Below are 26988 nucleotides of genomic sequence, written 5' to 3'. Positions count from 1 at the left end.
CCCCTCGCCGCCCCCTCAGAACCGGTCGATGATCGTCACGCCCGTGCCCTCGAAGCGGTCCATCGCCATCAGCGCGGGGATCGATGCGGCGAGGTCGATGCGGCGGCCGACGAGCTGCTGCGGGGTGAGCTTGCCGGCGCTGATCATGTCGAGCATCGCGCCATAGCGATGCGCCTGCATGCCGTGGCTGCCGAGGATTTCCAGCTCGTGGGCGATGACCTGCGCCATCGGGATCGGCGGCGTCGCCTGCTCCGCCAGCAGCAGCCCGACCTGGATATGCTTGCCGCGCTTGCGCAGGTTCGCCACCGAATTGAAGCAGGTCTGCGGATGGCCGAGCGCATCGAGCGAGACATGGGCGCCGCCGCCTGTGGCGTCGCGGACGGCGGCGACGACATCGGGTTGCGTTTTGGCGTTGATCGTCACCGCGGCGCCGACCTCGCGGGCGAGCTTCAGCTTGTCGTCGGAGATGTCGACGGCGACGACTTGGGCGCCGAGCGCATTGGCGATCATGATCGCGGAGAGGCCGACGCCGCCGCAGCCGTGGACGGCGACCCATTGCCCGCCCGAGACTTGGCCCTGGTCGACCACGGCGCGGAACGAGGTCACGAAACGGCAGCCGAGGCTGGCCGCCGTCGCGAAATCGATCTCCTCGGGCAGGCGCACAAGGTTGAAATCGGCCCGGTCGATGCGGACATATTCCGCGAACGAGCCCCAATGCGTGAAGCCGGGCTGGAACTGGTCGTCGCAGACCTGCTGGTTGCCGGAATGGCATTGCGGGCAGGAGCCGCAGCCCGCGACGAAGGGCACGGTGACGCGGTCGCCCTCGCGGAAGCGCACGACGCTGCGGCCGACCGCGGCGATGACGCCGGCCAGCTCATGGCCCGGCACATGCGGCAGGCGGATATCGGGATCGTGGCCGACCCAGCCATGCCAGTCGCTGCGGCACAGGCCGGTCGCTTCGACCTTGATGATGACGCTGTGCGGCTCCGGCACTGGGTCCGGCAGGATGCGCAGTTCGGGGGCCTGCCCGAAGGCTTCGTAGACGACGGCTTTCATGGCGGGGCACTCCTTTGTCGAGGCCCGTGTCATGGGGCAGTGCCGGTGGAATCGTCAATTGCGTGGCGGCGGGGTCGCCTTGCCTCGGCGTCATGCGCGGGCTTGTCCCGAGCATCCACGTCCTGCGGCTGTGATGCTGCGGGCCGCCCGGCGATGAATTGCGCGGGGAACCTTCTCCCGCATCGAAGCCGCTGTTGCCGGCTTCGACACTTCAACTGCTGATCTCGGGCAGGCCCGGGATGGGCGGGAGAAGGAAAGAGGCGTCGCGGTTCCCTCGCCTCCTCGTCATTCTCGGGCCGGAGGAGGCGCCGGAGTCTCGCCGTCATGAGATGCTCGGGGCGAGCCCGCGCATGACGCTTGTCCAACCGGACTTATCCCCGCCCCTCGCCTGTCCCCTATCCTGCCATCGCCCATCACCCAAACGGGGCGGCCGTCCGGAGGTATGCTGGAGGTTGGGTGAGGGCCGGCGCCTGCGGGCGGGGGTTACGCCCCGCTCCCGGGAGGCTTCGGGGCACCGCCCTGGGGGTACTATGGCCCCTGCGCGAGGAGCATCGCTGGGACGTTCGACGGGAAAGGCCCCGCAAGCCGAGACGCGACGAGGTGAAGAACCGAGCTGGCGTCGAGGCGAGCGGGGCCGGCACCGAAGAGCCGTAGAAGCGCGGCCCGGAGACTGAAATCGCCGAAGGCGGAGCGCCGCGGGGCGTGCGGATGGGGCTCCATCCGCGCCGCTTCCTGGCTCAATGGAAGTGGTCACTCTACCCCGCGCCTCGCGGCGCTCCGCCAGCCCCGTTCTCACGCTCGTGCGCTTCGCGCGGGCGATCAGAAGCATGCGTGAACCACCGTCCTCGCCGCAGCGAAGGCGAGGCGCGAGCGCTCGAGCCTGCCGAGAAGAGCGCCGCGCCACCGGCGCAGATGCCCGACCCGTTCGCTATTCGGCTCAGGCGCCGCAAGCCTTCAGCGCGTTGAGCGGAAACTTCAGGTAGCGCTGCCCGTTGGCTTCGGGCTCCGGCAGGCGCCCGCCATTGATGTTGACCTGCAGGGCATGGAGGATCAGGCGCGGCATCGGCAGCGTCCTGTCGCGCGCCTCGCGCAGGGCGACGAACTCCGCCTCGCTCCGGCATTTGACGATGTGGGTATTGGCGGCCTTCTGCTCGGAGACCGTGCTCTCCCATTGGGGCGGCCGGCCTTCCGGCCTGTAGTCATGGCCGGTGAACAGCCGCGTCCCGTCCGGCAAGGCGAGGATGGCCTGGATCGAGCGCCAGAGCCGGCCGGCATCGCCGCCGGGAAAATCGGCCCGCGCCGTCCCGCTGTCGGGCATGAACAGCGTGTCGTGGATGAAGGCCGCATCGCCAACGAGGTAGGCTATCGAGGCGAGGGTGTGGCCGGGGGAGAACAGGACCCGGACCGGCATCTCGCCGATCAGGAATTCTTCGCCATCGGCGAACAGGTGGTCCCATTGGGAGCCGTCGGCCGGAAAGCCGGGCCAGTTGTAGATCGCCTTCCAGAGCTTCTGGACGTCGACGATGCGCTCACCGATCGCGGTCGGCGCGCCGGTCCTGCTCTTGAGATAATGCGCGGCCGAGAGATGGTCGGCATGCGGGTGGGTTTCGAGGATCCACTGGAGGGTGAGGCCCTCGGCCTGCAGATAATCGAGCAAGGCGTCGGCATTCTCGGTGCCGACCGCCCCGGACTTCTCGTCGAAATCGAGGACCGCATCGATGATCGCACATTGCCGCGTCACCCGGTCGGCGACGACGTACTGGATCGAGCCGGTCGGCGGATCGTAGAATCCCCGGACCGACGGCTTGAGCTGCGTGATGTCCACTTCAACGCTCCCCTGCCTGCGTCAACGCCGGATACGGCCGCGGCAAGGCAATGCCTCCGGGCCGATCGGCACCCGCCACGCCTGTCGCGGGCGCCATAGCCTCCTCAAGCGGAAGGCTGCTTCGTCTTGCGGAGATAAGGCAGGACACGTTCGAAGAGGCCGAAGCGCTTGGTGGCGTCCTCGTCCGAGACCGAGCCGGCGATGACGACATCCTCGCCCGGCTTCCAGTCCGCCGGGGTCGCCACAGGGTACTTCGCCGTCAGCTGGATGGAGTCGATCGCGCGCAGGATCTCCTGGAAGTTCCGGCCCGTCGTCATCGGATAGGTGAGCGTCAGCTTGATCTTCTTGTCCGGGCCGATGAGGAAGACCGAACGCACGGTCTGGTTGTCTGCCGGCGTGCGGCCTTCGGAGGTGTCGCCGGACGAGGCCGGCAGCATGTCGTAGAGCTTGGCGATCTTGAGCTCATTGTCGCCGATCATCGGATAGGTGACGTTGTGACCGGTCGCGGTCTGGATGTCGGCCTTCCACTTGTGGTGGCTCTCCACCGGATCGACCGAGATGCCGATGATCTTGACGTTGCGCTTGTCGAACTCGCCCTTGATGCCGGCCATCATGCCGAGTTCGGTGGTGCAGATCGGGGTGAAGTTCTTGGGATGGGAAAACAGAACCGCCCAGCTGTCGCCGATCCAGTCATGGAATTGGATCGGTCCCTCCGTCGTATCGGCTGCGAAGTCCGGGGCCGTGTCATTGATCCGCAGGGTCATGGATTCCTCCAACTCTTCCTTCGTCACGGAGACGGCTTGCAAGGTCGGCAGCCGGCGGCATCTCCGATCGCCGTCACGTCAAACAAGTGCGTCTTTGGAAAAGGCGTCTGGCCTTGTCGGCGCGCGACGCAATTCTGGCACGAACGCCGGCTGCTTCGCGAGCCCCTTACGCAGGGAGACGGCAGTTTTCGCGCGTTCAGCCGAGGCGGCGCGTTACGCCGCCCTTATGCACAGGCGGGGCCGGCGGCCCGAGGTAATAGGCACCTCCCAAGCCAACGCCGGCACCGAGCGCCGGCCAGCCGGGATCGGCATAGGCGTTGAGCTCCCAGCAGCGCAGCCTCTGGCGCTCAGCCTCGGTGGTCGCGTCGTTGCAGCGGGAGACCTGCGAGCGCTGCCAGAAGGCCGCGGCCGGCAGCGACGCAGCCGGCAAAGTGCCGCCGGCCAGCAGCGCCAGGAGGAACAACCTGTTCATCGCCTCTTCCCGTCCAATCCCAGAGCCCTATGATGACCGACATGCCCTTGCCGAACGCTTAAGCGGGGCCTTCGGAACCGAAGCGCGCCACCTGGCCGCTTCATCGGCTCCCGACGAGCGCAGGATCGCCGCGATGCGCCCTGGAGGCGGGGCGGCGAGCCAGACGAGCAAAGGAGATCGCAACGTGAAACTGCCCATCGTCATCCATAGCGACGAGGACTACGACCGCGCCCAGCAACGGGTGAAGGAACTGAACGCCTTGCCGGACACCCCGGACAAGGAAAAGGAACTACATGCCCTCGCCGAAGCTATGCTCTCCTTCGAGCTTCGCCGCGACGACGCCGACGATTGATGCCGGCGCAGCTAGCCGGGGGGCAATACGCGCGCCCCTCAAGCATTTTCGAGCGAAGCGGACATCAGTTTTCGTGAAGAAAGTACGATAAAACAAAGAGATAGAGAATGTCCGCGATTCGGAGAAACGCGGACATTCTCTAGGAGTCGTTGCTGGCGTTGAGTTCCTCGGGGCGCAACCCCTCATCCGGCGGACCGCCCTGCCCCCCATGCGTCGCGGCCCATTGCGAAACGATCTCGGCGATCAATTCGGCGTGGGTGCGGGGCGGGTTCTGCGTCGTGATGTAGTGATCGAGCGCTGCCAGAACCTCCCTGCTCAGCGCAACCGTAACCATAGCCGGCGACATCGCAGTCTCCTCCTCGGATGGAACAGTGCCGTGCTCCCGGCGTTCTTCCTCCGCAGCATACGAGCATGGCCTCGTTCCGCGAGCAAATTCTTTCAGAACCGAATCGAAGCCACCGTCTTCGGCTAGATGTTATTTTCCGAAATGCTTCGGGCCAGCTTCGAAACGCAGGATCTGAACAAATTTGAATCGCGGTTGTTGCTAAGACGACCCGCATCTCTGCGGAAGCACTCAGGAGGAAAACATGATCAAACATGTTGTGTTCGCATCTGTCGCCGCGAGCCTGCTCGCGGCGACCGCGCTCGCCCAGACCAATGCACCCTCGCCGCCGTCTTCAGCGCCGAAAGCCTCGACCTCTGCCGAGAGCAGCATGCCGGCCCCGACCAATCTCGCCGGCCACGGCAAGTGGCGCGCCACCAAGCTGATCGGCGTCGACATCTACGGCCCTGACGACAAGAAAGTTGGCGACGTCACGGAAGTGATCATGGACAAGACCGGCAAGGTCGAGATGGTGACTATCGGCGTTGGCGGGTTCCTCGGCATCGGCGCGAAGGATGTCGCGATTCCGTTCGAGCAGGTGAGTTGGAGCGACCAGCCGATCGCGCCGCCGGCGCCGGCGCCGGCCTCGTCGGGCAGCGGTGGTGCAGCCGGGACCGGCGGCGCGATGCCGTCCACGCCTCCGGCCGCGGCGGCTCCCAAAGCGCCGGCGATGTATCCGGACCACGGCAAGATCACGATGACCAAGGACCAGCTCCACGCGGCGCCTGCCGTAACCTATTCGGGCAGCTAAGCGATACTCGCTTGGGGAACCGAGCGAGGCCCGCCCCACAAGGGCGGGCTTCTCCTCGGCGTGGGGCTTCACCCGACGGACAGGTTGCGGAGCAATGGCGGGATCGCCTCCGGCAGATCGTCCGCGATCAACCCCATGCCAAGCGCCTCTCCTGCCCGGCCATGCAGCCAAACGGCGGCGCAAGCCGCTTCGAAGGCGCTCATCCCTTGCGCGAGCAGGCCAGCGATCAGCCCCGCCAGCACATCGCCGGAACCCGCAGTGGCCAGCGCCGCCGAGCCGGTGGCGTTGATCGCCGCCCGCCCGTCCGGCGCGGCGATGACCGTATCAGCCCCCTTGTAGACGAGGATGGCACCGGAGCGAGCCGCCGCCTTGCGCGCGCGCTCCAGCTTCGAGGTTTCCGTCGCAATCGCGGGTTCCTTGCCGAACAGGCGCTGGAACTCACCTTCATGCGGCGTGAACACGCGAGGATGAGCGGGGTTCGGGGGCGAGGCTTCCTCGCGGAGCGATGTCGCAAGCAAGGTCAGGGCGTCGGCATCGAGCACGACCGGCCTGTCGCTGGCGAGGGCCGAGCGGACCAGCGCGGCGGCCCGCTCATCCAGTCCCAGCGCCGGGCCTGCCACGATCGCGGAGATCCGCCGGTCCTGCAGGAATTCCGCAAGCGCCTCGCCGCCCGCCACCGGGCGCTGCATCACTGCGTCCGGGCCGCGCGAGGCGTGGGCTGCCAGAGCCCCCGGCGCGCACAGGATCGTCACGAGCCCGGCGCCGATCCGCAACGCAGCCCGCGCGCTCAAACGCGGCGCGCCGACACCGGCGATGCCGCCTGCGGCGACAGCAACAGCCCCGCGCCGGAACTTATGCGTGTCGAGGCCGTGATGCGGCACGGCAGCGAGCCAAAGTGCCGGTTCGTTGCGGAAGGCGGCCGGCGCTATCTCGGCCAATGCGGTCGCAGCGGGAATACCGATATCGGCCACGACGATCTCCCCGCAGAGGGAGCGTCCCGGCAGCAGGAGGTGGCCGGGCTTCAGCCGGAAGAAGGTCACGGTTTCAGTCGCGCGAACGGCGGGGCCTTCGGCCTGACCGGTATCCCCGGATACGCCGCTGGGAATATCGACAGAGATCACCGGGCGGCCCGCGCCATTCATGAGCGTTACGGCTTCAGCTGCCTCGCCGGCAAGCGGCCGCGCGAGGCCTGCACCGAACAGCGCATCGACATAGAGATCGATCGCCCCGTCGGCGAGCGATGCGAGCGGTAGAACCGGCCCGCTCCACTGCGCGAAGGCGAGCGCGGCATCGCCCCGGAGGGCGTCTGGAGAACCCAGCAGCGCGACCTGCACCGTGACCCCGTGCGCATGCAGCAGCCGGGCCGCAACGAAGCCATCGCCGCCATTGTTGCCGGGGCCGCAGGCGATCGCGACCCTGGCCCCCTTCCCGACGCGCCGCAACGTAGCCTCGGCGACCGCGCTTCCAGCGCGCTCCATCAGAGCGATGCCCGCCGTGCCGGCGGCGATCGCGATGCCGTCCGCCCGGCACATCTGGTCTGTCGAAAGCAGGGCGAGACCCGATAGCTGCATCGCTTCGGCTTCAGAAATCGTCATGCGACATGATGGGACGGCCTGGCGCGATATCGCAAGAGAAGGCGTCTCGAATGACTTGCTATAAAATTAAGCACATGATCCATTTTTGTGCTGTTTTTTGCCTCCTGCACGGGCGCTTCGAAGGGGTCTGCCGCATGGCGGGGCGTTTGCGCCAATGCTATGAGCAGACGTACGGTCGCAATCGTTCGAAGCCGAGGGGCGCCCAGCCCGCGACGACGGATTTTTGCAGTTCTCTTTCCGGCACGTGCCGGACCCTGGAAGCGCAGTGGAGGTCGATCGGCGCATGAAGAAGATCGAAGCGATCATCAAGCCCTTCAAGCTGGACGAGGTGAAGGAGGCGCTTCAGGAGGTCGGCCTGCAGGGTATCACGGTGCTCGAAGCAAAGGGCTTCGGCCGCCAGAAGGGCCATACCGAGCTCTATCGCGGCGCCGAGTACGTCGTCGACTTCCTGCCGAAGGTGAAGATCGAGATCGTGCTGAACGACGAAATGGTGGACCGCGCCATCGAGGCCATCGTCAAGGCCGCTCAAACTGGCCGCATCGGGGATGGCAAGATTTTTGTATCGACGGTCGAGGGGGCGATCCGCATCCGGACCGGCGAGACCGGCGCGGACGCGATCTGAGCTATTTCCCCCGCATCAAGGGATCAAAGGCCGCGGCTGGATTGGAGCCGGCGACGGCCTACGAGTTTGAAAACTGCTGGCAAGAGGAATGCTGAAATGAAAAGCGCCAAGGATGTCCTCAAGGCGATCAAGGACAATGACGTCAAATACGTCGACTTCCGCTTCACCGACCCGCGCGGCAAGTGGCAGCACGTGACGTTCGACGTCGGCATGGTCGACGAGGACATCTTCGCCGAAGGCACGATGTTCGACGGTTCCTCGATCGCTGGCTGGAAGGCCATCAACGAGTCCGACATGCTGCTGATGCCTGATCCGACCACCGCGACGATGGATCCGTTCTTCTCGGCCGCCACGATGGTCATCAACTGCGACGTGCTCGAGCCGGCTACCGGCGAGCCCTACGGCCGTGACCCGCGCGGCATCGCCAAGAAGGCCGAGGCCTATCTGAAGTCGACCGGCATCGGCGACACGGTGTATGTCGGCCCCGAGGCCGAGTTCTTCGTCTTCGACGACGTCAAGATCGCGGCCGATCCGTACCACACCGGCTTCAAGCTCGATAACGTCGAGCTGCCGATCAACGGTTATGCCGATTACGAGGGCGGCAATCTCGGCCACCGCATCGCCACCAAGGGCGGCTACTTCCCGGTTCCGCCGCAGGATTCGGCGCAGGACATGCGCGGCGAGATGCTGGCGGCCATGCAGGCCATGGGCGTCAAGGTCGAGAAGCATCACCACGAGGTCGCCTCGGCCCAGCACGAACTCGGCATGAAGTTCGACACGCTGACGCACACCGCCGACCTGATGCAGATCTACAAGTACGCGATCCACAACGTGGCCCAGAGCTACGGCAAGACCGCGACCTTCATGCCGAAGCCGATCTATGGCGACAACGGCTCGGGCATGCACGTCCACCAGTCGATCTGGAAGAACGGCAAGCCGCTCTTCGCCGGCAACAAGTATGCCGACCTCTCGCAGGAGTGCCTGTGGTACATCGGCGGCATCATCAAGCATGCGAAGTCGCTGAACGCCTTCACCAACCCCTCGACCAACTCCTACAAGCGCCTCGTCCCGGGCTATGAGGCTCCGGTGCTGCTCGCCTATTCGGCGCGCAACCGCTCGGCTTCGTGCCGTATTCCGTGGACGACTTCGCCGAAGGCCAAGCGCGTCGAGGTCCGCTTCCCCGATCCGATGGCGAACCCCTACCTCGCCTTCGCGGCCATGCTGATGGCCGGCCTCGACGGCATCGTGAACAAGATCGACCCCGGCCCGGCGATGGACAAGGATCTCTACGACCTGCCGCCGCGCGAGCTGAAGAAGATCCCGACCGTCTGCGGTTCGCTGCGCGAGGCGCTGGAAGCGCTCAAGAAGGACAACGCCTATCTCAAGGCCGGCGGCGTCTTCAACGACGACTTCATCGAGAGCTACATCGAGCTCAAGATGCAGGATGTGGCGCGCTTCGAGATGACGCCTCACCCGATCGAGTTCGCGATGTACTACTCCTACTGAGGGTTTCGGCCGGCTTCGTAGGGAGCCGGCCGGCGATCCTAACGGCCGCGGACCCGCGGCCAGCCGGGAAGCCGGGGCGGCAACGCCCCGGTTTTTCGTTGGCGCTTGCCGAATGAGAGCCGGGCGCCCGCTTCACGCAAACGCCCTCACCCGGGAACGCACGTCCCCTCGTTCGAAAGCCCGGCGGAGTTCGAGGTCTATCGGATCGCCCAGCGGAAGGCGGTCAGCATCGGCGCTGCGCCCAGAAGCAGGACAGCGGCGAGACCCGCCACCGTCGACAGCAGGACGTTTCCGGACATCCCTGTCGCGATAAGCTGGGCCGCGACCAGAGCGAGGATCGCCAGCACGACCGGGCGCCAGGGCATCTCGAAGGGCAAGAGCCTCAGCAGCGGCAGGCCCGTCAGCATCGCAAGCCCCGCGCCCAGGGCGGCGCCGATGGCGATGACGGCGTCGCCTCCGGGCGCCAGCCACATCGCAAGCAGGGCACCGGCACACATCAACGCACAATCCAGGGCTGCGAGGCCGGCGATGGCAAGCAGGCGCCGCAGCAGATGCGCCGGCGTCGGCAGCAGCGCCTGCACCAGCGCGCGGATCAGCGCCATCAGCGTGAAAGCCGGCGCCGTCCGCAGGAATGCGGCCTGCAGGTCGCGCGGGACGACGAGCTCGGCCGCCCCTTGCATCACGGCCAGCAGCAATGCGCCACCGACCAGCGTCAGGCTTGCGAGCAGCGCGTAGTAGCGCCCGAGCTCCTGCCGAAGGGCGCCCCCGGCGCCCGAGCGATCATAAAGCGCGACGAGGTCGGGATAGCGGATCGCCTGCAGGGAGGACACGATCAGGATGAAGGGGCGCTGCAGCAGGTCGAGCGCCAGCAGCGCGCCGGCGGCGGGCGTGGCGCCGAAGGCGGCGACCAGGATCGCCTTCAGGCCGAGGGGTCCCAGCAGCCCTGCGATGGAGGCGCCGGCCGAGACCCCGCCATAAGCGAGATGACGCTGCGCGGCGCCGATATCGGCCCGCAGGGACCAGCCCAGCACATGGTGCGCGGCGATGAAGGCGATGAGGCAATACAGAGCGTTGCCGAGCAGGATGCCCATGACGACATGGATGAAATCGGCCGAGACAAGGGCTCCGCCGACGGTCGCGGCCCCGATCAGCGAGGCGCGCAGACTCTGCAGCCGCGAGAACAGGCTGAAGGCGCCGCGGAAGCGCAGCATGGTCAGGTGCAGTTCTCCTGCGGCGATCATGATCGCCGCGCCCGCCCCTGCCAGCCCGGTCCAGGCCGATGCGCCCCATGTCATCGCGGCAAGCCCGGCAACGACACAGAGCGCGGCGCTTATGACGAACTCCAGGGTGATCGTGCCGCGCTCCGCCGCTTCGCTCGCTGCGTCCGGGCCGGGATAGAAGCGGCTACAGGCGAAGCGCACCCATTCGAAGAAGGCGATCGCTCCGAACTGCGCGATCGAGGCGAACAGCGAATAGGCGGCGTAGTCGCCGGCCGGCAGCAGATGCGAGAGAACGATCAGCAGCCCGAAAGCGAAGACCGCCTGGTATAGATAGGCTGCGAGCGCACCGAGCTTCGCCATGCCGCCCTCACGCCGCCTGTGCCAGCAGGGCTTCATAGCCCGCCATCGACCGCCTGACATGCCGTTCGAGAGTCAGCGGCTCGGCCCAGTAGTTGCGATAGGCGGCGGCGCCCATGCGGGTCGCGATATCGTCGTCGCGCAATGTCGCCAGCGCTTTGGCCAGACCGGCGACGTCGCCGCCCTCGACCAGAAGCCCATCCTCACCGTCGCCGATCCAGCTCGCCGGGCCGGTCGTGCGGGCGAGGATGACCGGCACGCCGCGCGAGCGCGCCTCGGCGATCACGAGCGGCCCGGGTTCGTACCAGAGCGACGGCAGGACGAGGCAGCGCGCCTGCTCGATCTCATCGAACACGGCGTCGGCCGGAACCCAGCCCCGCACCTCCGCCGCCGGGTTGAGGCGCCGGATCTCTGTCTCCATCGGCCCCTCGCCGACAAAGCGCACCGGCATTCCCGCGACAACCGCCGCTTCAGCCAGAAGATCGGCCGCCTTTTCCTGCGTGAAGCGCCCGAGGAAGAGCGCGTGGCGGTTGGCCGCGACATCGGCTGGCGCGCGCTTCTGCGCCTCCATCATGTTCTCGACGACGATGTGGCGGGCATTCTTCGGCAGGAAGGGCTCGGCGAAGCTGCGGGCAAAGGGGCTGACATGGATGAAGAGCGGCGCGCGCAGTCGATGCAGCGCCGCGTCCGAGCGCCATTGGCGCGCGACCCGGACGAGCTTGTGGCCATAGGAGGCGCGATCACAATTCCTGCCGATGCAGGACGCCGACAGCGGCTGGCGGTGGCAAGGTCTGCCGGCGCGGAAGTCGAAATAGCCGCCGACCGGACAGAACGAGAAATAGTCGTGCATGGTGATGGCGACCGGCAAGCCGCTCTCACCGGCGGCGGCGATGGCGGCCGGGCTGAACGCCTTGGTCCATTGATGCAGGTGGACGAGCGTTTCCCCGGGCGGCTGCCGGCGCAGCAGGGCGCCGAGCGCGTCATGCGCCTTTGCGTTCCAGATGCCCTGACGGGCGGCGGCGAGCCGGCTGCCGACCTTCCAGACCTCTTCGCCCTCGAACAGTGCCACCTCGATATTCGGGTGCTGCAGCCGCTCGGACACGGGACCGATCATGCAGGCGAAGACGATCCGGACGCCGGCCTCCGCGAGGCCACGCGCGCTTTCGATCGCAACCTTCGCCGCGCCGCCATTGACCGAACCAAAATCGCTGACGATGACGCAACGCATGTGCGGAAGGCCCCTCCGCCCTCAGGGGTAGGGCCAAAAGGTTGATATTTCTGCGCAGGCCGTCCGAGCGATCAGTAGAAATGCAGAGCGGCGAGCCCGGCCGCTGCGGCGATCGCTGCGCCCCACCACAGCCAGCGCGATAAGGCGCTTTCGGGCGCCGCTGAAAGGGAGCCGCCGACGACATCCTCATGGCCGAAGCATTCCCCCGCGAGGCGCGCCGTGCGCTGCAGACCCGCGATGCCCTTCACCGGCACTGACTGACGCGACGCCACGGTCTTCTCCCTCCCAGCCCGATCATAGCGCATTGCGATTCTCCGCATAGGCCCGATCGTGACACCGATCCTCGGTGGCGATGGTTAACGCAGGCTGAATGCCTCGGTTCCGGTGCTCTTCTGCCACGGCAACGTCACACGCAGATGACGACCGGTGCATGGCTCCAACGAGAGAGTTTCGATGTGTCGGGGAGCTGTCTATAAGCAGATCGGCTTAGGCGCGGCGCCCGGTGCCGCAACCGAGCCTGATCGAATGCCGGATCAAATAACCAAGTCGCACAATCCGTCCTTCATGCACTAGGATTGGGCGGAACGAATCAGGAAACATCAGGCAGTGATGGACGAGAACGGCGATCTTTTCGGCGGGGAGCCGGAGCGGCCTCGCGCGGCTGATCCCAAGCCGGAAGCGCGCTCGCCGGCCGCAGCTCCGAAGGCGCCGGCCGGTTCCGGCGCTGCGCCGCGCAACGGCACGCTTTCCGAGGCCGGCTATGACGCCTCAGCCATCGAAGTGCTGGAGGGACTGGAGCCGGTCCGGCGCCGGCCCGGCATGTATATCGGCGGCACCGACGAGCGCGCGCTGCACCACCTCTTCGCCGAGGTGATCGACAACGCCATGGACGAAGCGGTGGCGGGCCATGCCACCTTCATCGATGTCGAATTGTTCGAGGACGGCTCGATTGCCGTCACCGATAACGGCCGCGGCATTCCGGTCGATCCGCACCCGAAATTCCCCGGCAAATCGGCGCTCGAAGTCATCATGACGACGCTGCATGCCGGCGGAAAATTCGACTCCAAGGCCTATGAGACTTCGGGCGGCCTGCACGGCGTCGGCGTCTCCGTCGTCAATGCGCTGTCCGACCGGCTCGAGGTCGAGGTTGCGCGCGGCAAGACGCTCTATCGCCAGATCTTCTCGCGCGGCCTGCCGCAGGGACCGCTGGAGACGGTCGGCGCCGTCGCCAACCGGCGCGGCACCAAGGTGCGCTTCCATCCCGATGCACAGATCTTCGGCGAAGGCGCGCATTTCTCCCCGGCCCGCCTGTTCCGCATGGCGCGCTCGAAGGCCTATCTCTTCGGCGGCGTCGAGATCCGCTGGACCTGTGCGCCGTCGCTGCTGAAGCCGGAAGGCGATGTCGCGGCGGAGGCCGTGTTCCGCTTCCCCGGCGGCTTGCGCGACTATCTCGGCCGCGAGATCGAGGGCAAGGACCTGGTCGCCGAGCCGATCTTCTCGGGCAAGATCACCAAGGAAGGCAGCCATGGCTCGCTCGAATGGGCCGTGGCCTGGCTCGCGACCGGCGAGGACGGCTTCTCCTCCTCCTACTGCAACACCATTCCGACGCCTGATGGCGGCACCCATGAGCAGGGCCTGCGCATCGCCCTGCTGCGCGGCTTGCGCGACCATGCCGAACGCATCGGCCAGTCGAAGCGCATGGCGCAGGTCACCTCCGACGATGTGATGGCGACCTGCGCGGCCATGCTTTCTGTCTTCATCCGCGAGCCGGAATTCCAGGGCCAGACCAAGGACAAGCTGGCGACGCTGGAAGCCTCCCGCATCGTCGAGGGCGCGGTGCGCGACGCGTTCGATCATTGGCTCGCCGCCGCCCCGCAGCAAGCGCTGCGCCTGCTCGACTGGTCGGTGGATCGTGCCGAGGAGCGCTTGCGGCGGCGCCTCGAAAAGGAGGTCTCGCGCAAGACCGCGACACGCAAGCTGCGCCTGCCCGGCAAGCTCGCCGACTGCTCTAATGCCGGCGCGGCCGGCTCGGAGCTCTTCATCGTCGAGGGCGACTCGGCCGGCGGCTCAGCCAAGCAGGCGCGCAACCGCGCGAATCAGGCGATTCTGCCCCTGCGCGGGAAAATCCTCAATGTTGCCAATGCGACACGCGAGAAACTTAATGCCAACCAGCAGCTCGCCGACCTGATCCTGGCGCTTGGCTGCGGTATCGGCACGCAGTTCCGCGAGGACGATCTCCGCTATGACAAGGTCATCGTGATGACGGACGCCGATGTCGACGGCGCCCACATCGCGTCGCTGCTCGTCACCTTCTTCTGGCGGCAGATGCCGCGGCTGATCGAGAAGGGGCATCTCTATCTCGCCGTGCCGCCGCTCTACCGGCTGCAGCATGGCGGCAAGAGCATCTACGCCCGCGACGACGCTCATAAGGACGAACTGCTGGAGACCGCATTCAAGGGCAAGAAGCCGGAGATCTCACGCTTCAAGGGCCTGGGCGAGATGATGCCGCAGCAGCTCAAGGAAACCACCATGGACCCAGCCAAGCGCATTCTGCTCAAGGTCATGGTGGACCATGAGGCGAAGGAGGAAACCTCGGATACGGTCGAGCGGCTGATGGGCAACAAGCCGGAAGCACGCTTCACCTTCATCCAGGAACGCGCCGCCTTCGCCGGGGAGCTTATCGACCTGTGACGAACGAGCCCCGCAACTCTGAGGGGCTGGGCTTCACGGCCGCCGGGCTGCCCGACGCTGCCGTTGCAGGCAGGGTTCGCGGATGCCGAACCCGCCCCTCTCCACAGAACGTCATGACGACAAGCGCCGGACCGCGGCGGGCGACTGGCCGCTGACGCTATGGCCGAGCCTGCTCCATCTCCATCTCGACGCGACGGCGATCTGGCGGCAGCCGCCGGGAGCGCCTCCTGGGACGACATCCGGATCTTCCACGCCATTGCCGTCGGCGGGTCGATGGCCGTGGCGGCGGCTCAGCTCGGGCTGAGCGAGGCCACTGTTGCGCGCCGCCTCAAGGCGCTCGAGCGCGACCTTGGCCTCCAGCTCTTCGCGCGCGAGGCCAATCGCCTCGTCCCGACGGTGATTGGACTGGAGCTTGCGGCCGAGGCCGGCGAGATCGAGGCTGCCGCTCGCCGCTTCGCGATCCGCGCGGAGGCGGCGAAACCGCGTGCCAATGCTCCGGTGCGCGTCACCGCGACGACGTCGATCAGCCTCCTTCTGACCATGCATGCGACCGCGCTCTCGGCCGCGGCCGGCGGCGTCGAGATCGTCATCATCAGCACGCGCAGCCGGCTCGATCTTGCCCGCGGCGAGGCCGATATCGCGCTGCGCATGAGCAAGGTGCCGATCGAGCCGGGGCATTACGCGCAGAAGCTCGGCCGTCTGATGCAGGCGCTCTATGTCCGGCACGACGTCGACCCCGCCACCGCCCCGATCATCTCGGTCAACCGTGAAACCTCGTCCCGGATCGACGACTACATCATGACCTATGCCGCCGGCAGGCCGATTGCCGCGCGCGTCGGCGACTCGGCGGCCCGCTACGAGAGCATCCGCTCGGCTGGCGCCCTCTCGATGGCGCCCTGCTTCATGGGCGATGCGGATTCGACATTGCGTCGGCTGGAGCCGCCACCGGAGCTGACCGGCGACGACATCTATCTGGTCTCGCACGATATCTCGCGCAGCCGGCCCGGCGTCATCGCCGTGCTCGGCGCGCTGCGCAAGCTCTTCCGCGACCAGCGGTCGCTCCTGGCGGGAGATGCGATCAAGCCGGTTGAGATCACTCAGATCGAGCGATTTCCAGCAAGAACCGGCTAACCAAGCTTTTACGGCTCTTCCGTAAGGTCGTCTGTGGTGCTCGTGAGGTCACGAGACGCGGAGAGTGCGCCATGCGCCTGATCGAACTGTTCTGGAAGAACGACCGCGGCACGGTGGTCGCCGATGTCGCCAAGGCCGGCGCGGCCATCGCCTTCCTGTCGGTGATCGCCGCCAACTTCATGTCGAGCCGTACCGTGCCGCTGGACAAGGAGCGGATGGCGGCTGTCAGCCTCGCCGTCTCCAAGCGCCAGCCGGTCGATCCGCTGACCACCGGCTCGATTACGAAGGCGGCCAGCGACACCCGCCTCGATCCCTGCGCCCTGCCCCGCTGAGCTCAGTCGAGCCAGCGCAGCAGCTCTGCGGTGACCCCGTCTGACACCTCCAGCGTCGAGAGGTGCCCGCTGCCCGGAATAATGGCCAGTCGCCCGCGCCCGCCGACCAGCGCGGCCATTTCGCGGGCCTCCGCGGGAGGTGTGATTTCGTCCTTCTCGCCGACGAGAACCAGTACCGGACAGGTTGAGCTGGCCAGCGCCGGCCGCGAGTCCGGCCGCTGCATGATCGCCCGCTGCTGCCGAATGAAGCCGTCCGCGCCGACATCCTCCGCCATCTGCCGCACGAGCAACCGCAGCGGCTCGTCGGTGAGCCGCGCCGGCGCCACGAGCTTCTGCCAGAGCAGGGTCGTAACGTTGTCGAAGGCACCTTTTTCCGTCAACGCGATCATCTGCTCGCGCGGAACATTGGTTTCCGGCGTTGCCGGCTTGGCGGTGGTGCCGAGCAAGGCAAGGCGCGTCACGCGCTCCGGGGCCTGCCGCAGGACCTCGAAGGCGACATAGCCGCCCATCGACAGGCCGCAGAGCGCGAAGCGGGCCGGCGCTGCCGCCAGAAGGCGTTGCGCGATGCCTGAAAGCGTGTCGTCCAAGCTGTGTTCGGCGACCAGGATCGGGCGTCCATCGGCAAGCGCGGGCCATTGCGGCGCATAGAGCGAGGCGTTGGCGCTTAGCCCGGGAACGAGGACAAGCGGTTCCTTCATGGGGCTAAAGCAGTCCTTTCAAGGTTAGATGATTGACTTTGCCGCGTTTTCTTTGCATTCCACACGGGTCCGAAGGCGCGCAGGAAGTGTTGTCGCGCCAACGCGGTGGTCGAGCAGGTCGCCCCACCGCGTTTCACCGACCCTGAAGAAGCGCCATAAGCGATGTCATTTGCCGAACTCGGCTTGAGCGAAAAGGTTCTGACGGCTGTCACGGCCGCAGGCTATAGCACGCCGACCCCCATCCAGGCCCAGGCCATTCCGCATGTCCTTGCGCGCAAGGACGTTCTGGGCATCGCCCAGACCGGCACGGGCAAGACCGCAGCGTTCACGCTGCCGATGCTCACCATTCTGGAAAACGGCCGTGCCCGTGCCCGGATGCCACGCACGCTGATCCTGGAGCCGACGCGCGAGCTCGCTGCGCAGGTCGAGGAAAACTTCGTCCGCTACGGCGTCAACCAGAAGCTTTCGGTGGCGCTGCTGATCGGCGGCGTCTCCTTCGGCGACCAGGACGCCAAGATCACGCGCGGCGTCGATGTGCTGATCGCGACGCCCGGCCGCCTGCTCGATCATGTCGAGCGCGGCAAGCTGCTGCTCACCGGCGTCGAGCTGCTCGTCATCGACGAAGCCGACCGCATGCTCGACATGGGCTTCATCCCGGACATCGAGCGCATCTGCAAGCTCGTGCCCTTCACCCGGCAGACGCTGTTCTTCACGGCGACCATGCCGCCGGAGATCACCCGCATCTCCGAGCAGTTCCTGCACAATCCGGTCCGCGTCGAGGTTTCGCGCCCGGCGACGGCGGCGACGACGATCACCCAGCGCCTGATCGCCTCGAATTCGCAGGATTTCGAAAAGCGGGAGACGCTGCGTCGCCTGATCAAGGGCGCGACCGACCTGCAGAACGCCATCGTCTTCTGCAACCGCAAGCGCGATGTCGCGACGCTGCACAAATCGCTGTTGCGCCACGGCTTCCCGGCGGTCGCCCTGCATGGCGACATGGACCAGTACGCCCGCATGGCGGCACTCGAATCCTTCCGCACCGGCGAGAATCCGATCCTCGTCGCCAGCGATGTCGCCGCGCGCGGCCTCGACATCCCGGCCGTCAGCCACGTCTTCAACTTCGACGTGCCGACCCATGCCGAGGACTATGTCCACCGCATCGGCCGTACTGGCCGCGCCGGGCGCGAAGGCGCCTCCTTCACCATCGTTACCCGCCATGACGAAAAGCTCGTCGCCGCGATCGAGAAGCTGACCGGCCAGACGATCGCCTTCGAAGGCGGCAGCGTCGCCGATCTGCCTCCCGGCGAGCCGCGCGAGGAACGGCGCGGTCGCCGTGACGACAAGCGCCCCGCGCGCGGACGCGGGCGGCCGGAACACGGCTCACGTGCTGCCACCGAACCGGTTCGCCCTCAAGCGGCCGAGAAAGCCGAGGACAGCCCGCGCAACGCCGGACGCCGCCAGCCCGTCAGGCCGGATGCCGAGGTCTCGGCTGCGCCGGTCGCGCGTCGCGAGCAGGACAGCACGCGCCGCGGCCGGAATTCCCGCTCGCGCGACGAGGATGACGGGCCTCAGGTCAAGGGACTCGGCGATCACGTGCCGGCCTTTCTGCTGCGTCCTGCCCGCGTCGGATAACCTTGCGTCATCAACCCGATTTTAACGTCGTCTGACTAGATTGATCGTCGCTGCTGCGGGAACACCGCGGCAGCGGACGGGCGCATGCCGCCGTATAGACGGACAGGATGTCCCGCTTCGATTGGATCAATCGAAGCTGACGTGGCCGAAGGCCACGATTCCGCTTCATATCGGAATGGCGAAGGCATGGACGACGAAGCTTCGGTTTCCGCCCGCACCAACGATCTCGCCGAGCGCGTCGTCGCCGCTATGCGGCACCACGGTTCGCCGAGCTATCCCCGCGCTTTCGAGGTCTGGTACGCGCATCTCAGCGGCGAGATGCCGGCCGTCAGCATGGCAATGAACGCCATCCTCGCCGGCAACGACGGCAAGGTCACCGCTGCCGACATCGACAGCCTCTACGAGCGTTTCATCAGCACGGAGCGCTTTTCCCGTCAGGCCGAACGCACCAGCCTCCAGGTCCTCGGCGAGATCGATGCCATGATGGAACTGGTCGACAAGGCCCTGGGGTCGAGCGAGCTCTTTCACGGCCGCCTGACGGCGATGTCGGAAGACGTGCCGCCGATGACGGACCGGCAGAAGCTGCGTGAGTGGGTCGAGGCGCTCGTGCTCTCGACCCGCGAAGAGGTGACGCGCAAGGCTCAGCTCGAAGCCGAGTTGCGCAACAGCTCCAACGAGATCCGCAACCTCCGCGAGGCGCTGGAATCGACCCGCGCCGAAGCCCTGACCGACCCGCTGACCGGGCTCGCCAATCGCAGGCATTTCGAGGAGATGCTGCAGAAGTCGATCGATCAGGCGACGCTGCGGCGCGAACCCTTCGCGCTGGTGATGGCCGATATCGACTTCTTCAAGCGCTTCAACGACGCCCATGGCCATCTCACCGGCGATCAGGTTCTGCGCCTGGTTGCCCGCACGATGAAGGACAAGTTCAAGGAAAAGGCGGTCATCAGCCGGTTCGGCGGCGAGGAGTTCGCTATCATCCTGCCCGAGGCCGACCTGATCGCCGGCAAGTTCGGCGCCGAGACCGTCCGGCAGGCATTGCTGACCCGCGAGTTGATCAAGCGCTCGACCAGCGAGAATCTCGGCCGCATCACCATCTCGCTCGGCGTGTCGAGCTACCGCCGCGGCGACACCGCCGGCTCGCTGGTCGATCGGGCCGATCAGGCGCTGATGCAGGCCAAGCGCGACGGCCGCAACCGCACGGTTACCGAGGACGTGCTCGAGACGACGAGCCGCGTGGCCTGAGCGGTCCGGCGGCCGCCTCGCAGGCGGCCGCCCGCGCGAGCCCTGTGTCCAGCGCTTGAGGGCGGCGCTCTGCTCGCCCAGCCGCCTGAGCGCGGCCACGTCGACCGTTCAGGGAGCCGTGAGCGCGCTTTCGCTGCGCGGCTTGATCTCGACCGACTCGCCGCAGCCACAGGCCGAGACCTGATTGGGATTGTTGAAGACGAAAGTCGAGGAGAAGCGGTCGGTCTTGAAATCGAGCTCGGTGCCCAGCAGGAACAGCACCGCCTTGGCGTCGACAACCACGGTCGCGTCCTTCTCGGTCACGACATCGTCGCCCTTGTTGACCGCGCGGGCGATTTCGAAGGTGTACTCCATCCCGGCGCAGCCGCCCTTCTTGACGCCGACGCGCAGGCCGAGCGCCGGCATGTCGCCGCCAGCCGACTGCGCCATGATCTCGCGGATGCGGGCGGCCGCTGCGTCGGTCAGCGAAATGACCTTCAGGCCCGGTATCGAAAACATTCCTCGTCCCTCCTCGACCGGGTTCAAGGCCCGGTGAAGCAAGATTGCATCTCTAACATAGGGATCGCGGCGGCTCGCGTCGAGATGGACGCAGCTCGCCATGCAATCCCCAGCCCTGCGTCCATCGCCAGATGCATTGCGCATCCGCCCGGGGCATGCACTCTGGCGGTTTCATCCTGCCTGGCCGCCCAACTCCCGGAAGAACCATGCCTCATCGCCTGCACCGTCCCGAATCGTTGCGCGCCCTCGTCCACGATATGGTGATGAAGGCCGGCTGGACGGAAGCGGAGGCGCAGGAAACCGCCGACCATCTCGTGCTCGCCAATCTGAGCGGCCATGACAGCCACGGGGTCGGCATGATCCCGCTCTATTTCCAGTCGCTGGCTGACGGCAATCTCAGCCCGACATCGCAGCCGCAGGCCCGGGTCGACGCCGCGCCTTTCCTGATCATCGACGGGGCGGTCGCGCTCGGCCAGCCGAATGCGCGCAACGCCGTGGATCGCGCCATCGAGATGGCCAAGGCCGGCGGCGTCGCCATCGTGAACCTGCTTGATTCGCATCATATCGGGCGGATCGGCCACTATGCCGAGGTCGCCGCAGCCGCCGGGCTGATCTCGTTCTTCTGGGTCAATGTCGCCGGCCGCCCGCCCATCGTCGCGCCCTATGCCGCCAAGGAGGCGCGCTTCGGCACCAATCCGCATGCGATCGGCATCCCGGTTCCCGGGGGCGAGCCGCTCATCCTCGATTTCGCCACCAGCCGCATGGCCCACGGCAAGGCCCGCGTCGCCCTCAACAAAGGCGAGCAGGTGCCACCCGGCTACATCATCGATGGCGAAGGCCGACCGACCACCGATCCGGCGCATGTCTTCGCCAGCCCGGACCACCCGCTCGGCGCGCTGCTGCCCTTCGGCGACCACAAGGGCGCCGGCCTTTCGCTGATCGCCGAATTGCTATCGGCCGGATTGATGGGCGCCGCCCGCATCGACCAGAAGCCGCAGAAGAGCTGGATCATCAACTCGCTCTTCGGCGTGATCATCGATCCGGCCCGGCTGGAGCCGGATGCCGAGCTGCGCAAGAGCCGCACCGAAAGCTACCTCGCCTTCGTGCGCGCGGCGAAGCCGCAGGACCCGGCCAATCCAGTGCTCGCGCCGGGCGACAAGGAGCGCAAGGTCCGGGCCGAGCGCGGCGCCGCGGGCATCCCGCTCGACGACGAGACCTGGTCACAGATCAAGGCCGCCGCGGCACGCCACGGCATCGACGCCGAGAGCTACTGAGGCCGACATGTCGCCCGAGGCCTACAATGCCTTCTGCGCCTCGCTGCCGGCGACGAGCCATGTCGTGCAATGGGGCGGCGCCGATGTCTGGAAGGTCGGCGGGAAGGTCTTCGCCATCGCCCGGCAGCAGGAAGACGGCGAGATGGCCGTGAGCTTCAAATGCTCGCCTATGACCTTCGACATCCTCAGGGAGCAGCCGGGCCTTCGGCCGGCGCCCTACCTCGCCTCGCGCGGCATGAAATGGATCCAATGGCTCACGGCCGAGAGCATGCCGGACGATGCCTTGCAGGACTATCTGCGCGAGAGCCACCGCCTCGCCGCGGCCGGGCTGACGAAGCGGGTGCGTGCAGAGCTCGGCCTATAGGAGCGCTTCGCCCCGGAACATCTGCGCGCAGGAGCCGCCGACGGTGGCGCGGATGCCGTCCTCGCCACGGCGCGCGGTCAGGTGCAGAAGGCTGGGCCGGCCCATCTCGACGCCCTGCGTCAGCGTGAAGCTCGCATCGTTCTTGCCACTGAGCGAGAGCAGCAGGGCTGCGACCGTGGCGCTGGCACTGCCGGTCGCCGGATCCTCCCAGGTGCCGCTGATCGGCGCGAACATCCGCGCGCGGATATCGGCGGCGCCGTCCCGCGCATACAGGAACAGCGAAAGGCGGCCTTCCAGCCCCGGCGTGCCGTCGCGCACCGCCCGGAAACGGCTCAGATCCGGCGTGGCGCGGGAAAGCGCTTCCACGGTCATTTCCGCGAGAACGAAGAAGACCCCGACCGAGGCACGAACCGGCTGGTGGTTCGTCACCACAATATCCGATGGCGCCAGACCCGCGCAGGCCGCGATCGCGTCGGCCGGCAGCTCGATGCTTTTCGTCAGGGGCTGGGGCGCGGCGATCGTCGCCCCCGTGACCGTGCCTGCGGCATCGCGCGCGACCTTGACCTCGACCAGCCCGGCGATCTCCTCGAAGCGCAGCACGCCGCCGCGGTCGCGACCGTGGCGCGCGAGCACGAAAGCCGTGCCGACATTCGGATGCCCGGCAAAAGGCATCTCATGCGTACGCGTGAAGATCCGGACCCTGGCGTCGTTGGCCGGATCGTCCGGCGGCAGAACGAAGGTCGTCTCGCTGTAGTTCATCTCCGCCGCCAGCGCCTGCATCTGGGTGTCGGAGAGGCCGCGTGCATCGGTGAAGACGGCGAGCTGGTTGCCGCCGAATGGCGTGTCGGTGAAGACGTCGACGGTCTCAAAGGGAAAGCTCGGCATGGCAGGCTCCGAAAGGCAGCTGAGGCTCTATCGCCTTTCCTGCCAGCGGGACGCGCCGAAAGCCAATGAAGCGATGGAATGCGATCCATCACGCCGGCATGAAGCCGGCGTTTTTCACCACATGTCGAGAGCGACGCGCGCCTCGTCGGACATACGCGACTGATCCCAGGGCGGGTCGAAGGTCATGTTGACCGTCACGCCCGCGATGCCCTGCACCGTGCTGACGGCGTTCTCGACCCAGCCCGGCATCTCGCCGGCGACGGGGCAGCCCGGCGCGGTCAGCGTCATGTCGATGGTGACCTGGCGGTCATCGGCGATGTCGACGCGATAGATCAGGCCGAGCTCGTAGATGTCAGCCGGGATCTCGGGGTCGTAGACCGTCTTCAGCGCCGCGACGATGTCATCGGTCAGGCGGTCGATCTCCTCGGGCGGAAGCGACGTGCCGGAGCCGACCTGCGGCTCGTTCGGCTTCAAGTCTTCCTTCAACGCGATGGGCTCGGAGGTGGCCAAGGCTCAAAATCCTCGATTATCAGGCGAAAAGGCTCTCGGCCTTCCGCAGGGCTTCCACCAGCTTGTCGACCTCTTCCAGCGTGTTGTAGAGGCCGAAGGAGGCACGGCAGGTCGATGTCACCCCATATCGTGCCAAAAGCGGCATGGCGCAATGGGTGCCGGCGCGAACTGCGACACCGGCGCGGTCGATCACCGTCGCGACGTCATGGGCATGGGCGCCCTTCATCTCGAAGGCGACGATCGCGCCCTTCTCCTTCGCCTTGCCGAAGATGCGGATGGAATTCATCTCGCCGAGACGTTCCATCGCATAGGCGCCGAGCCTGGCCTCATGCGCCGCGATGTTCTCGCGGCCGAGCGCCATCATGTAGTCGAGCGCAGCGCCCAGCCCCACAGCCTCGACGATTGCCGGCGTGCCGGCCTCGAAGCGATGCGGCGGGTCGTTATAGGTCACCGTATCCTCGGTGACGGTGACGATCATCTCGCCGCCGCCTTCATAGGGCGGCAGCTTGTCTAGCCATTCCTTGCGGCCCCAGAGGATGCCGGAACCGGTCGGCCCATAGGTCTTGTGGCCGGTGAAGGCGTAGAAGTCGCAGCCCAGCGCCTGCACGTCGACCGGCAGGTGCACGGCGCCCTGGCTGCCGTCGACCACAAGCGGGATGCCGTGCGCCCGGCAGATCTTGGCGATCTCGGCGATCGGCACGATGGTACCGGTCGCGTTCGACATATGCGTCAGCGCGACGACCTTGGTGCGCGGCGTGATCAGCTTCTCGAATTCCTCGACGAGGAAATTGCCGTCCTCGTCGATACCAGCCCATTTCAGCACGGCGCCATGGCGCTCGCGCCAATAGTGCCAGGGCACGATGTTGGAGTGGTGCTCGAGGATCGAGACGATGATCTCGTCACCCTCGCCGAGGTTCAGATGGCGCCCGAGGGAGGATGCGACCGTGTTGAGCGCCCCGGTCGAGGAGCGCGTGAAGACGATCTCCTCAAGGTGCTTGGCATTGAGGAAGCGCCGCGCACTTTCGCGAGCGGCTTCATAGGCTTCGGTCGAAGCGTTCGCGAGATAGTGCAGCCCGCGATGGACGTTGGAATAGTCCTCGCGCATCAGCCGCGACATCGCCTCGATCACCACCTCGGGCTTCTGCGCCGAGGCGGCGTTGTCGAGATAGACGAGCGGCTTGCCGTAGACCTCGCGCGACAGGATCGGGAAATCCCGCCTGACGGTCTCGACGTCATAGGGCTTTAGCACGGGCTGGCCGGTGACCGCGTTCATCCTCACGCCTTTCCGGTGCCGGGCTGCCGGTCGGCGACGAGCGCGCCGGCATGCCCCCAATCCTCCCGCTCAATCTCCTGGATCACGATATGGGTGTTCTGCGGGTTCTTGCCGAGCACCTTCACGAGCGTCTCGGTGAATTCCTTGACGATCTGCGCCTTCTGCTCGCGCGTCGCGCCCTTGGTGATCTGGAGATTGATGTAGGGCATCAGACGGTGCTCACCTCGGAAGCGGCCTCGCGGGCCTTGAGCCAGGATTCGACCTCGGCCATGACCAGATCGCGCAGGTTCTCGTCGGCGATGAACTCGGCCGCCTCGCCGGCGAAGGCCTGCAGCACCAGCGCTTCCGCCTGCGGCCGCGGCAGGCCGCGCGCCATCAGGTAGAAGAGCTGGTCGCCGTCGATCTGCGCCACGGTTGCGCCATGGCCGCAGACCACGTCGTCGGCGAAGATCTCGAGCTCGGGCTTGTTGAACATCGTCGCGCCGTCGTTCAACAGCAGCGCGTTGCTCTTCATGCTGCCGTCGGTCTTCTGCGCATGCTGGCGCACGATGACCTTGCCCTGGAAGACGCCGGTGGCCTCGCCGCCCGCGATCGTCTTGAACAGCTCGCGGCTGGTGCCGTGCGGCACCTCGTGGTCGACGATCAGCGTCACGTCGGAGTGCTCGGAGCCACGGAGCAGATTGACGCCGCGCAGGCCGATCTCGCTGTGTTCGCCGGCATAGCGGACGAAGTGCTGCTGGCGCAGCGTGCCCGCGTTGGCGACGAGGGCGAAGGAGTCGAACTTGGCGTGGGCACCGACAGTGACGAGCAGGCTTTGCACCTGCACGCTCGCGGCGGCCTGGCGCGTGACGAGGCGGATATGCTGGATCTCGCTTTCGTCACCGGTCTCGAAGACGATGGCGCCGTTGATCTGCTGCGCGGCGGTGCCCGCCGCCTCGCTGACTTCGACGATCGTTCCCTTGGCGCCCTTGCCGGCGAGCACGACCGAGCGGTGGAACACCGCCCGCTCCTCCTCGCCCGAGGCGAGCGAGATGATTACGACGGGCTGCTCAAGCTCGACGCCCTCGGCGATCTCGACGAAGACGCCGTCACGCATCAGCGCGGTGTTGAGCATCAGGCCGGTGTCGTCCGCGCCGACCGAGGGGCCGGCGAGGATGCGGGTCAGATCCTCGCGCGGCGAGACCAGCGCATCGGCAAGCGATTGCACCGAGACGCCCTCGGGAATCGCGTCGAGCGTGGACAGTTCCGGCGCGAAGGCGCCGTCGACCAGCATGAGGCGCAGGCCGCCGAGCTTCAGCTCGCCAAGCCGTGCCTTCACCGCCTCGGTGACGGCGGTGCCGCCTGCGAGCGGGCGTGCCTCGCGCAACAGCGAGCGCAGGTCGGTATAGCGCCAGGATTCGAGCCGGCGATGCGGCAAACCCTTGGCCTCGAAGCCGGCGAAGGCTTCCTCGCGCAGCTTGCGCACGGCCGGGCCGCCGGGCAGCTCGGCCTTGCTGTCCGCGTATTGCTGGACGAGCTGCTGCTCGGCAGCCGTCTTCAGCGGGGTGACAATGGCCATTACGCCGCCTCCCCATAGGCCGCGTAGCCGCTCTTCTCGAGCTCGAGCGCCAGCTCCTTGCCGCCGGTCTTCACGATCCTGCCCTTCGACATGACGTGGACGGTGTCCGGCACGATATGGTCGAGCAGGCGCTGATAGTGGGTGATGACCAGGAAGCCACGGCTCTTGTCGCGGAGCGCGTTGACGCCCTCGGCAACAATGCGCAGCGCGTCGATGTCGAGGCCGGAATCGGTCTCGTCGAGGATGCACATGGACGGCGAAAGCAGAGCCATCTGAAGGATTTCCATGCGCTTCTTCTCACCGCCGGAGAAGCCGACATTGAGCGGGCGACGCAGCATGTCCTTGGCGATGCCGAGCTTGTCGGCGGCGGCGTTGACCTGCTTGATGAAGTCCGGCGTCAGCAGCTCGTCCTGCCCGCGTGCCCTGCGCTGGGCGTTCATCGCGGCCTTCAGGAAGGTCATGGTGGCGACGCCGGGGATCTCCAGCGGATACTGGAAGGCGAGGAAGATGCCGGCGGCGGCGCGCTGGTCGGCCTCCATCTCCAGCACGTTCTGGCCGTTGAGCAGGATTTCGCCGTCGAGAACCTCATAGTCCTCCTTGCCGGCGATGACATAGCTGAGCGTCGACTTGCCGGAGCCGTTCGGCCCCATGATGGCGGCGACCTCGCCGTCGTTCACGGTGAGGTTCAGGCCATTGAGGATCTGCTTGTCCTCGTCGGCGATCTTGACGACCAGATTGCGAATTTCGAGCATTGTTCAGAGTTCCAT

At 66.8% G+C, this 26988-nt stretch carries 28 protein-coding genes; 11 read left to right on the top strand and 17 right to left on the bottom strand.

The features are described 5' to 3' along the window. Positions 1-15: 15 nt before the first annotated feature. From AC1DNE_RS05535 to AC1DNE_RS05520, 4 genes are all read right to left on the bottom strand, one after another. Positions 16-1056 (bottom strand): zinc-dependent alcohol dehydrogenase family protein, encoded by a 1041-nt coding sequence (locus AC1DNE_RS05535; protein WP_441470966.1) that lies wholly within the window; start codon positions 1054-1056, stop codon positions 16-18. 937 nt (positions 1057-1993) lie between these two features. Then, complete coding sequence (locus AC1DNE_RS05530; protein ID WP_476765328.1) at positions 1994-2881, bottom strand: MBL fold metallo-hydrolase; 888 nt, start codon at positions 2879-2881, stop codon at positions 1994-1996. Between the two features lie 104 nt (positions 2882-2985). Continuing rightward, positions 2986-3645 carry a peroxiredoxin gene (locus AC1DNE_RS05525; RefSeq protein ID WP_476765327.1) on the bottom strand — a complete coding sequence of 220 codons (660 nt, stop codon included), beginning with the start codon at positions 3643-3645 and terminating at the stop codon, positions 2986-2988. A gap of 196 nt (positions 3646-3841) precedes the next feature. Next, entirely contained in the window at positions 3842-4117 is a 276-nt protein-coding gene (locus AC1DNE_RS05520) for a hypothetical protein (RefSeq protein WP_441470963.1), read from the bottom strand. A gap of 184 nt (positions 4118-4301) precedes the next feature. Here AC1DNE_RS05520 and AC1DNE_RS05515 point away from each other — a divergent pair, with 184 nt between their 5' ends. Further along, positions 4302-4469, top strand: a complete 168-nt coding sequence (locus AC1DNE_RS05515) for a hypothetical protein (protein ID WP_441470962.1) — start codon at positions 4302-4304, stop codon at positions 4467-4469. Positions 4470-4608: 139 nt separating this feature from the next. Here the strand turns inward: AC1DNE_RS05515 and AC1DNE_RS05510 are convergent, their stop codons facing one another. Further along, entirely contained in the window at positions 4609-4815 is a 207-nt protein-coding gene (locus AC1DNE_RS05510; RefSeq protein WP_441470961.1) for a hypothetical protein, read from the bottom strand. 241 nt (positions 4816-5056) lie between these two features. On the opposite strand from AC1DNE_RS05510, the gene AC1DNE_RS05505 reads away from it, so the two are divergent. Further along, positions 5057-5602, top strand: a complete 546-nt coding sequence (locus AC1DNE_RS05505; RefSeq protein WP_476765326.1) for a PRC-barrel domain-containing protein — start codon at positions 5057-5059, stop codon at positions 5600-5602. Positions 5603-5670: 68 nt separating this feature from the next. Here the strand turns inward: AC1DNE_RS05505 and AC1DNE_RS05500 are convergent, their stop codons facing one another. After that, positions 5671-7197, bottom strand: a complete 1527-nt coding sequence (locus AC1DNE_RS05500) for an NAD(P)H-hydrate dehydratase (protein ID WP_476840943.1) — start codon at positions 7195-7197, stop codon at positions 5671-5673. Between the two features lie 283 nt (positions 7198-7480). Between AC1DNE_RS05500 and AC1DNE_RS05495 the strand changes: the two genes are divergently transcribed. Both AC1DNE_RS05495 and glnA read left to right on the top strand, forming a co-directional pair. Beyond that, positions 7481-7819: a P-II family nitrogen regulator gene (locus AC1DNE_RS05495; RefSeq protein ID WP_441470958.1), complete on the top strand. Its 339-nt coding sequence runs from the start codon at positions 7481-7483 to the stop codon at positions 7817-7819. A gap of 96 nt (positions 7820-7915) precedes the next feature. Continuing rightward, the gene (gene glnA / locus AC1DNE_RS05490) at positions 7916-9325 is read left to right on the top strand and encodes a type I glutamate--ammonia ligase (RefSeq protein ID WP_441470957.1); all 1410 of its coding nucleotides are present in this window, start codon (positions 7916-7918) and stop codon (positions 9323-9325) included. A gap of 197 nt (positions 9326-9522) precedes the next feature. On the opposite strand, the gene AC1DNE_RS05485 is transcribed toward glnA, so the two are convergent. The 3 genes from AC1DNE_RS05485 to AC1DNE_RS05475 all read right to left on the bottom strand — a co-directional run bounded on the left by AC1DNE_RS05485 (position 9523) and on the right by AC1DNE_RS05475 (position 12402). Then, positions 9523-10905 carry a hypothetical protein gene (locus AC1DNE_RS05485; protein ID WP_476765324.1) on the bottom strand — a complete coding sequence of 461 codons (1383 nt, stop codon included), beginning with the start codon at positions 10903-10905 and terminating at the stop codon, positions 9523-9525. Between the two features lie 7 nt (positions 10906-10912). Next, complete coding sequence (locus AC1DNE_RS05480; RefSeq protein WP_441470955.1) at positions 10913-12130, bottom strand: glycosyltransferase family 4 protein; 1218 nt, start codon at positions 12128-12130, stop codon at positions 10913-10915. 71 nt (positions 12131-12201) lie between these two features. Continuing rightward, entirely contained in the window at positions 12202-12402 is a 201-nt protein-coding gene (locus tag AC1DNE_RS05475) for a hypothetical protein (RefSeq protein ID WP_441470954.1), read from the bottom strand. A gap of 337 nt (positions 12403-12739) precedes the next feature. Here AC1DNE_RS05475 and parE point away from each other — a divergent pair, with 337 nt between their 5' ends. From parE to AC1DNE_RS05460, 3 genes are all read left to right on the top strand, one after another. Next, complete coding sequence (parE, locus tag AC1DNE_RS05470; RefSeq protein ID WP_441470953.1) at positions 12740-14821, top strand: DNA topoisomerase IV subunit B; 2082 nt, start codon at positions 12740-12742, stop codon at positions 14819-14821. A gap of 159 nt (positions 14822-14980) precedes the next feature. Then, entirely contained in the window at positions 14981-15952 is a 972-nt protein-coding gene (locus tag AC1DNE_RS05465; RefSeq protein WP_441470952.1) for a LysR family transcriptional regulator, read from the top strand. Between the two features lie 71 nt (positions 15953-16023). Beyond that, the gene (locus AC1DNE_RS05460) at positions 16024-16284 is read left to right on the top strand and encodes a hypothetical protein (RefSeq protein ID WP_441470951.1); all 261 of its coding nucleotides are present in this window, start codon (positions 16024-16026) and stop codon (positions 16282-16284) included. Positions 16285-16286: 2 nt separating this feature from the next. On the opposite strand, the gene AC1DNE_RS05455 is transcribed toward AC1DNE_RS05460, so the two are convergent. Then, on the bottom strand, positions 16287-16982 hold the full coding sequence (locus tag AC1DNE_RS05455) for an alpha/beta fold hydrolase (protein ID WP_441470950.1): 696 nt from the start codon (positions 16980-16982) through the stop codon (positions 16287-16289). Between the two features lie 162 nt (positions 16983-17144). Between AC1DNE_RS05455 and AC1DNE_RS05450 the strand changes: the two genes are divergently transcribed. Further along, complete coding sequence (locus AC1DNE_RS05450) at positions 17145-18614, top strand: DEAD/DEAH box helicase (RefSeq protein WP_441470949.1); 1470 nt, start codon at positions 17145-17147, stop codon at positions 18612-18614. A gap of 186 nt (positions 18615-18800) precedes the next feature. Further along, the gene (locus AC1DNE_RS05445) at positions 18801-19859 is read left to right on the top strand and encodes a GGDEF domain-containing protein (protein WP_441470948.1); all 1059 of its coding nucleotides are present in this window, start codon (positions 18801-18803) and stop codon (positions 19857-19859) included. A 108-nt stretch (positions 19860-19967) separates the two neighbouring features. Here AC1DNE_RS05445 and AC1DNE_RS05440 read toward each other — a convergent pair whose 3' ends face one another. Next, a complete protein-coding gene (locus AC1DNE_RS05440; protein WP_441470947.1) occupies positions 19968-20357 on the bottom strand; it encodes a HesB/IscA family protein in 390 nt (129 codons plus the stop codon). Positions 20358-20563: 206 nt separating this feature from the next. Between AC1DNE_RS05440 and AC1DNE_RS05435 the strand changes: the two genes are divergently transcribed. Beyond that, on the top strand, positions 20564-21631 hold the full coding sequence (locus tag AC1DNE_RS05435) for a malate/lactate/ureidoglycolate dehydrogenase (protein ID WP_441470946.1): 1068 nt from the start codon (positions 20564-20566) through the stop codon (positions 21629-21631). A gap of 7 nt (positions 21632-21638) precedes the next feature. Continuing rightward, positions 21639-21995, top strand: a complete 357-nt coding sequence (locus AC1DNE_RS05430; RefSeq protein ID WP_441470945.1) for an MmcQ/YjbR family DNA-binding protein — start codon at positions 21639-21641, stop codon at positions 21993-21995. Here AC1DNE_RS05430 and AC1DNE_RS05425 read toward each other — a convergent pair. The 6 genes from AC1DNE_RS05425 to sufC form a co-directional block, all read right to left on the bottom strand. Beyond that, positions 21990-22880 carry a PhzF family phenazine biosynthesis protein gene (locus AC1DNE_RS05425; RefSeq protein WP_441470944.1) on the bottom strand — a complete coding sequence of 297 codons (891 nt, stop codon included), beginning with the start codon at positions 22878-22880 and terminating at the stop codon, positions 21990-21992. The two genes, AC1DNE_RS05430 and AC1DNE_RS05425, sit on opposite strands and share 6 nt — an antisense overlap. Positions 22881-22994: 114 nt before the next feature. Next, the gene (locus AC1DNE_RS05420) at positions 22995-23354 is read right to left on the bottom strand and encodes an SUF system Fe-S cluster assembly protein (protein WP_441471087.1); all 360 of its coding nucleotides are present in this window, start codon (positions 23352-23354) and stop codon (positions 22995-22997) included. Between the two features lie 55 nt (positions 23355-23409). After that, positions 23410-24663, bottom strand: coding sequence for an aminotransferase class V-fold PLP-dependent enzyme (locus AC1DNE_RS05415; protein WP_441470943.1), 1254 nt, complete (start codon positions 24661-24663; stop codon positions 23410-23412). A 2-nt stretch (positions 24664-24665) separates the two neighbouring features. Continuing rightward, positions 24666-24872: a tautomerase family protein gene (locus AC1DNE_RS05410; protein ID WP_038365758.1), complete on the bottom strand. Its 207-nt coding sequence runs from the start codon at positions 24870-24872 to the stop codon at positions 24666-24668. Continuing rightward, complete coding sequence (gene sufD, locus AC1DNE_RS05405) at positions 24872-26221, bottom strand: Fe-S cluster assembly protein SufD (protein ID WP_441470942.1); 1350 nt, start codon at positions 26219-26221, stop codon at positions 24872-24874. The genes AC1DNE_RS05410 and sufD overlap by 1 nt, the downstream gene beginning before the upstream one ends. Beyond that, the gene (sufC, locus tag AC1DNE_RS05400) at positions 26221-26973 is read right to left on the bottom strand and encodes a Fe-S cluster assembly ATPase SufC (RefSeq protein WP_441470941.1); all 753 of its coding nucleotides are present in this window, start codon (positions 26971-26973) and stop codon (positions 26221-26223) included. The genes sufD and sufC overlap by 1 nt, the downstream gene beginning before the upstream one ends. Positions 26974-26988: the final 15 nt, after the last annotated feature.

Source organism: Allobosea sp. 05L423, from assembly GCF_056397745.1.
This window is presented reverse-complemented; position numbering and strand designations above follow the sequence as displayed.

Excerpts from the sequence above, each read along its gene's own strand:
- AC1DNE_RS05535 (WP_441470966.1), bottom strand. The coding sequence starts at position 1,056 with ATGAAAGCCGTCGTCTACGAAGCCTTCGGGCAGGCCCCCGAACTGCGC.
- sufC (WP_441470941.1), bottom strand. The coding sequence starts at position 26,973 with ATGCTCGAAATTCGCAATCTGGTCGTCAAGATCGCCGACGAGGACAAG.
- AC1DNE_RS05485 (WP_476765324.1), bottom strand. The coding sequence starts at position 10,905 with ATGGCGAAGCTCGGTGCGCTCGCAGCCTATCTATACCAGGCGGTCTTC.
- AC1DNE_RS05480 (WP_441470955.1), bottom strand. The coding sequence starts at position 12,130 with ATGCGTTGCGTCATCGTCAGCGATTTTGGTTCGGTCAATGGCGGCGCG.
- AC1DNE_RS05455 (WP_441470950.1), bottom strand. The coding sequence starts at position 16,982 with ATGAAGGAACCGCTTGTCCTCGTTCCCGGGCTAAGCGCCAACGCCTCG.
- AC1DNE_RS05450 (WP_441470949.1), top strand. The coding sequence starts at position 17,145 with ATGTCATTTGCCGAACTCGGCTTGAGCGAAAAGGTTCTGACGGCTGTC.
- AC1DNE_RS05430 (WP_441470945.1), top strand. The coding sequence starts at position 21,639 with ATGTCGCCCGAGGCCTACAATGCCTTCTGCGCCTCGCTGCCGGCGACG.
- AC1DNE_RS05520 (WP_441470963.1), bottom strand. The coding sequence starts at position 4,117 with ATGAACAGGTTGTTCCTCCTGGCGCTGCTGGCCGGCGGCACTTTGCCG.
- AC1DNE_RS05505 (WP_476765326.1), top strand. The coding sequence starts at position 5,057 with ATGATCAAACATGTTGTGTTCGCATCTGTCGCCGCGAGCCTGCTCGCG.
- AC1DNE_RS05500 (WP_476840943.1), bottom strand. The coding sequence starts at position 7,197 with ATGACGATTTCTGAAGCCGAAGCGATGCAGCTATCGGGTCTCGCCCTG.
- AC1DNE_RS05495 (WP_441470958.1), top strand. The coding sequence starts at position 7,481 with ATGAAGAAGATCGAAGCGATCATCAAGCCCTTCAAGCTGGACGAGGTG.
- AC1DNE_RS05425 (WP_441470944.1), bottom strand. The coding sequence starts at position 22,880 with ATGCCGAGCTTTCCCTTTGAGACCGTCGACGTCTTCACCGACACGCCA.
- sufD (WP_441470942.1), bottom strand. The coding sequence starts at position 26,221 with ATGGCCATTGTCACCCCGCTGAAGACGGCTGCCGAGCAGCAGCTCGTC.
- AC1DNE_RS05415 (WP_441470943.1), bottom strand. The coding sequence starts at position 24,663 with ATGAACGCGGTCACCGGCCAGCCCGTGCTAAAGCCCTATGACGTCGAG.
- AC1DNE_RS05440 (WP_441470947.1), bottom strand. The coding sequence starts at position 20,357 with ATGTTTTCGATACCGGGCCTGAAGGTCATTTCGCTGACCGACGCAGCG.
- glnA (WP_441470957.1), top strand. The coding sequence starts at position 7,916 with ATGAAAAGCGCCAAGGATGTCCTCAAGGCGATCAAGGACAATGACGTC.
- AC1DNE_RS05435 (WP_441470946.1), top strand. The coding sequence starts at position 20,564 with ATGCCTCATCGCCTGCACCGTCCCGAATCGTTGCGCGCCCTCGTCCAC.
- AC1DNE_RS05525 (WP_476765327.1), bottom strand. The coding sequence starts at position 3,645 with ATGACCCTGCGGATCAATGACACGGCCCCGGACTTCGCAGCCGATACG.
- AC1DNE_RS05465 (WP_441470952.1), top strand. The coding sequence starts at position 14,981 with ATGGCCGAGCCTGCTCCATCTCCATCTCGACGCGACGGCGATCTGGCG.
- AC1DNE_RS05445 (WP_441470948.1), top strand. The coding sequence starts at position 18,801 with ATGGACGACGAAGCTTCGGTTTCCGCCCGCACCAACGATCTCGCCGAG.
- AC1DNE_RS05410 (WP_038365758.1), bottom strand. The coding sequence starts at position 24,872 with ATGCCCTACATCAATCTCCAGATCACCAAGGGCGCGACGCGCGAGCAG.
- AC1DNE_RS05460 (WP_441470951.1), top strand. The coding sequence starts at position 16,024 with ATGCGCCTGATCGAACTGTTCTGGAAGAACGACCGCGGCACGGTGGTC.
- parE (WP_441470953.1), top strand. The coding sequence starts at position 12,740 with ATGGACGAGAACGGCGATCTTTTCGGCGGGGAGCCGGAGCGGCCTCGC.
- AC1DNE_RS05510 (WP_441470961.1), bottom strand. The coding sequence starts at position 4,815 with ATGTCGCCGGCTATGGTTACGGTTGCGCTGAGCAGGGAGGTTCTGGCA.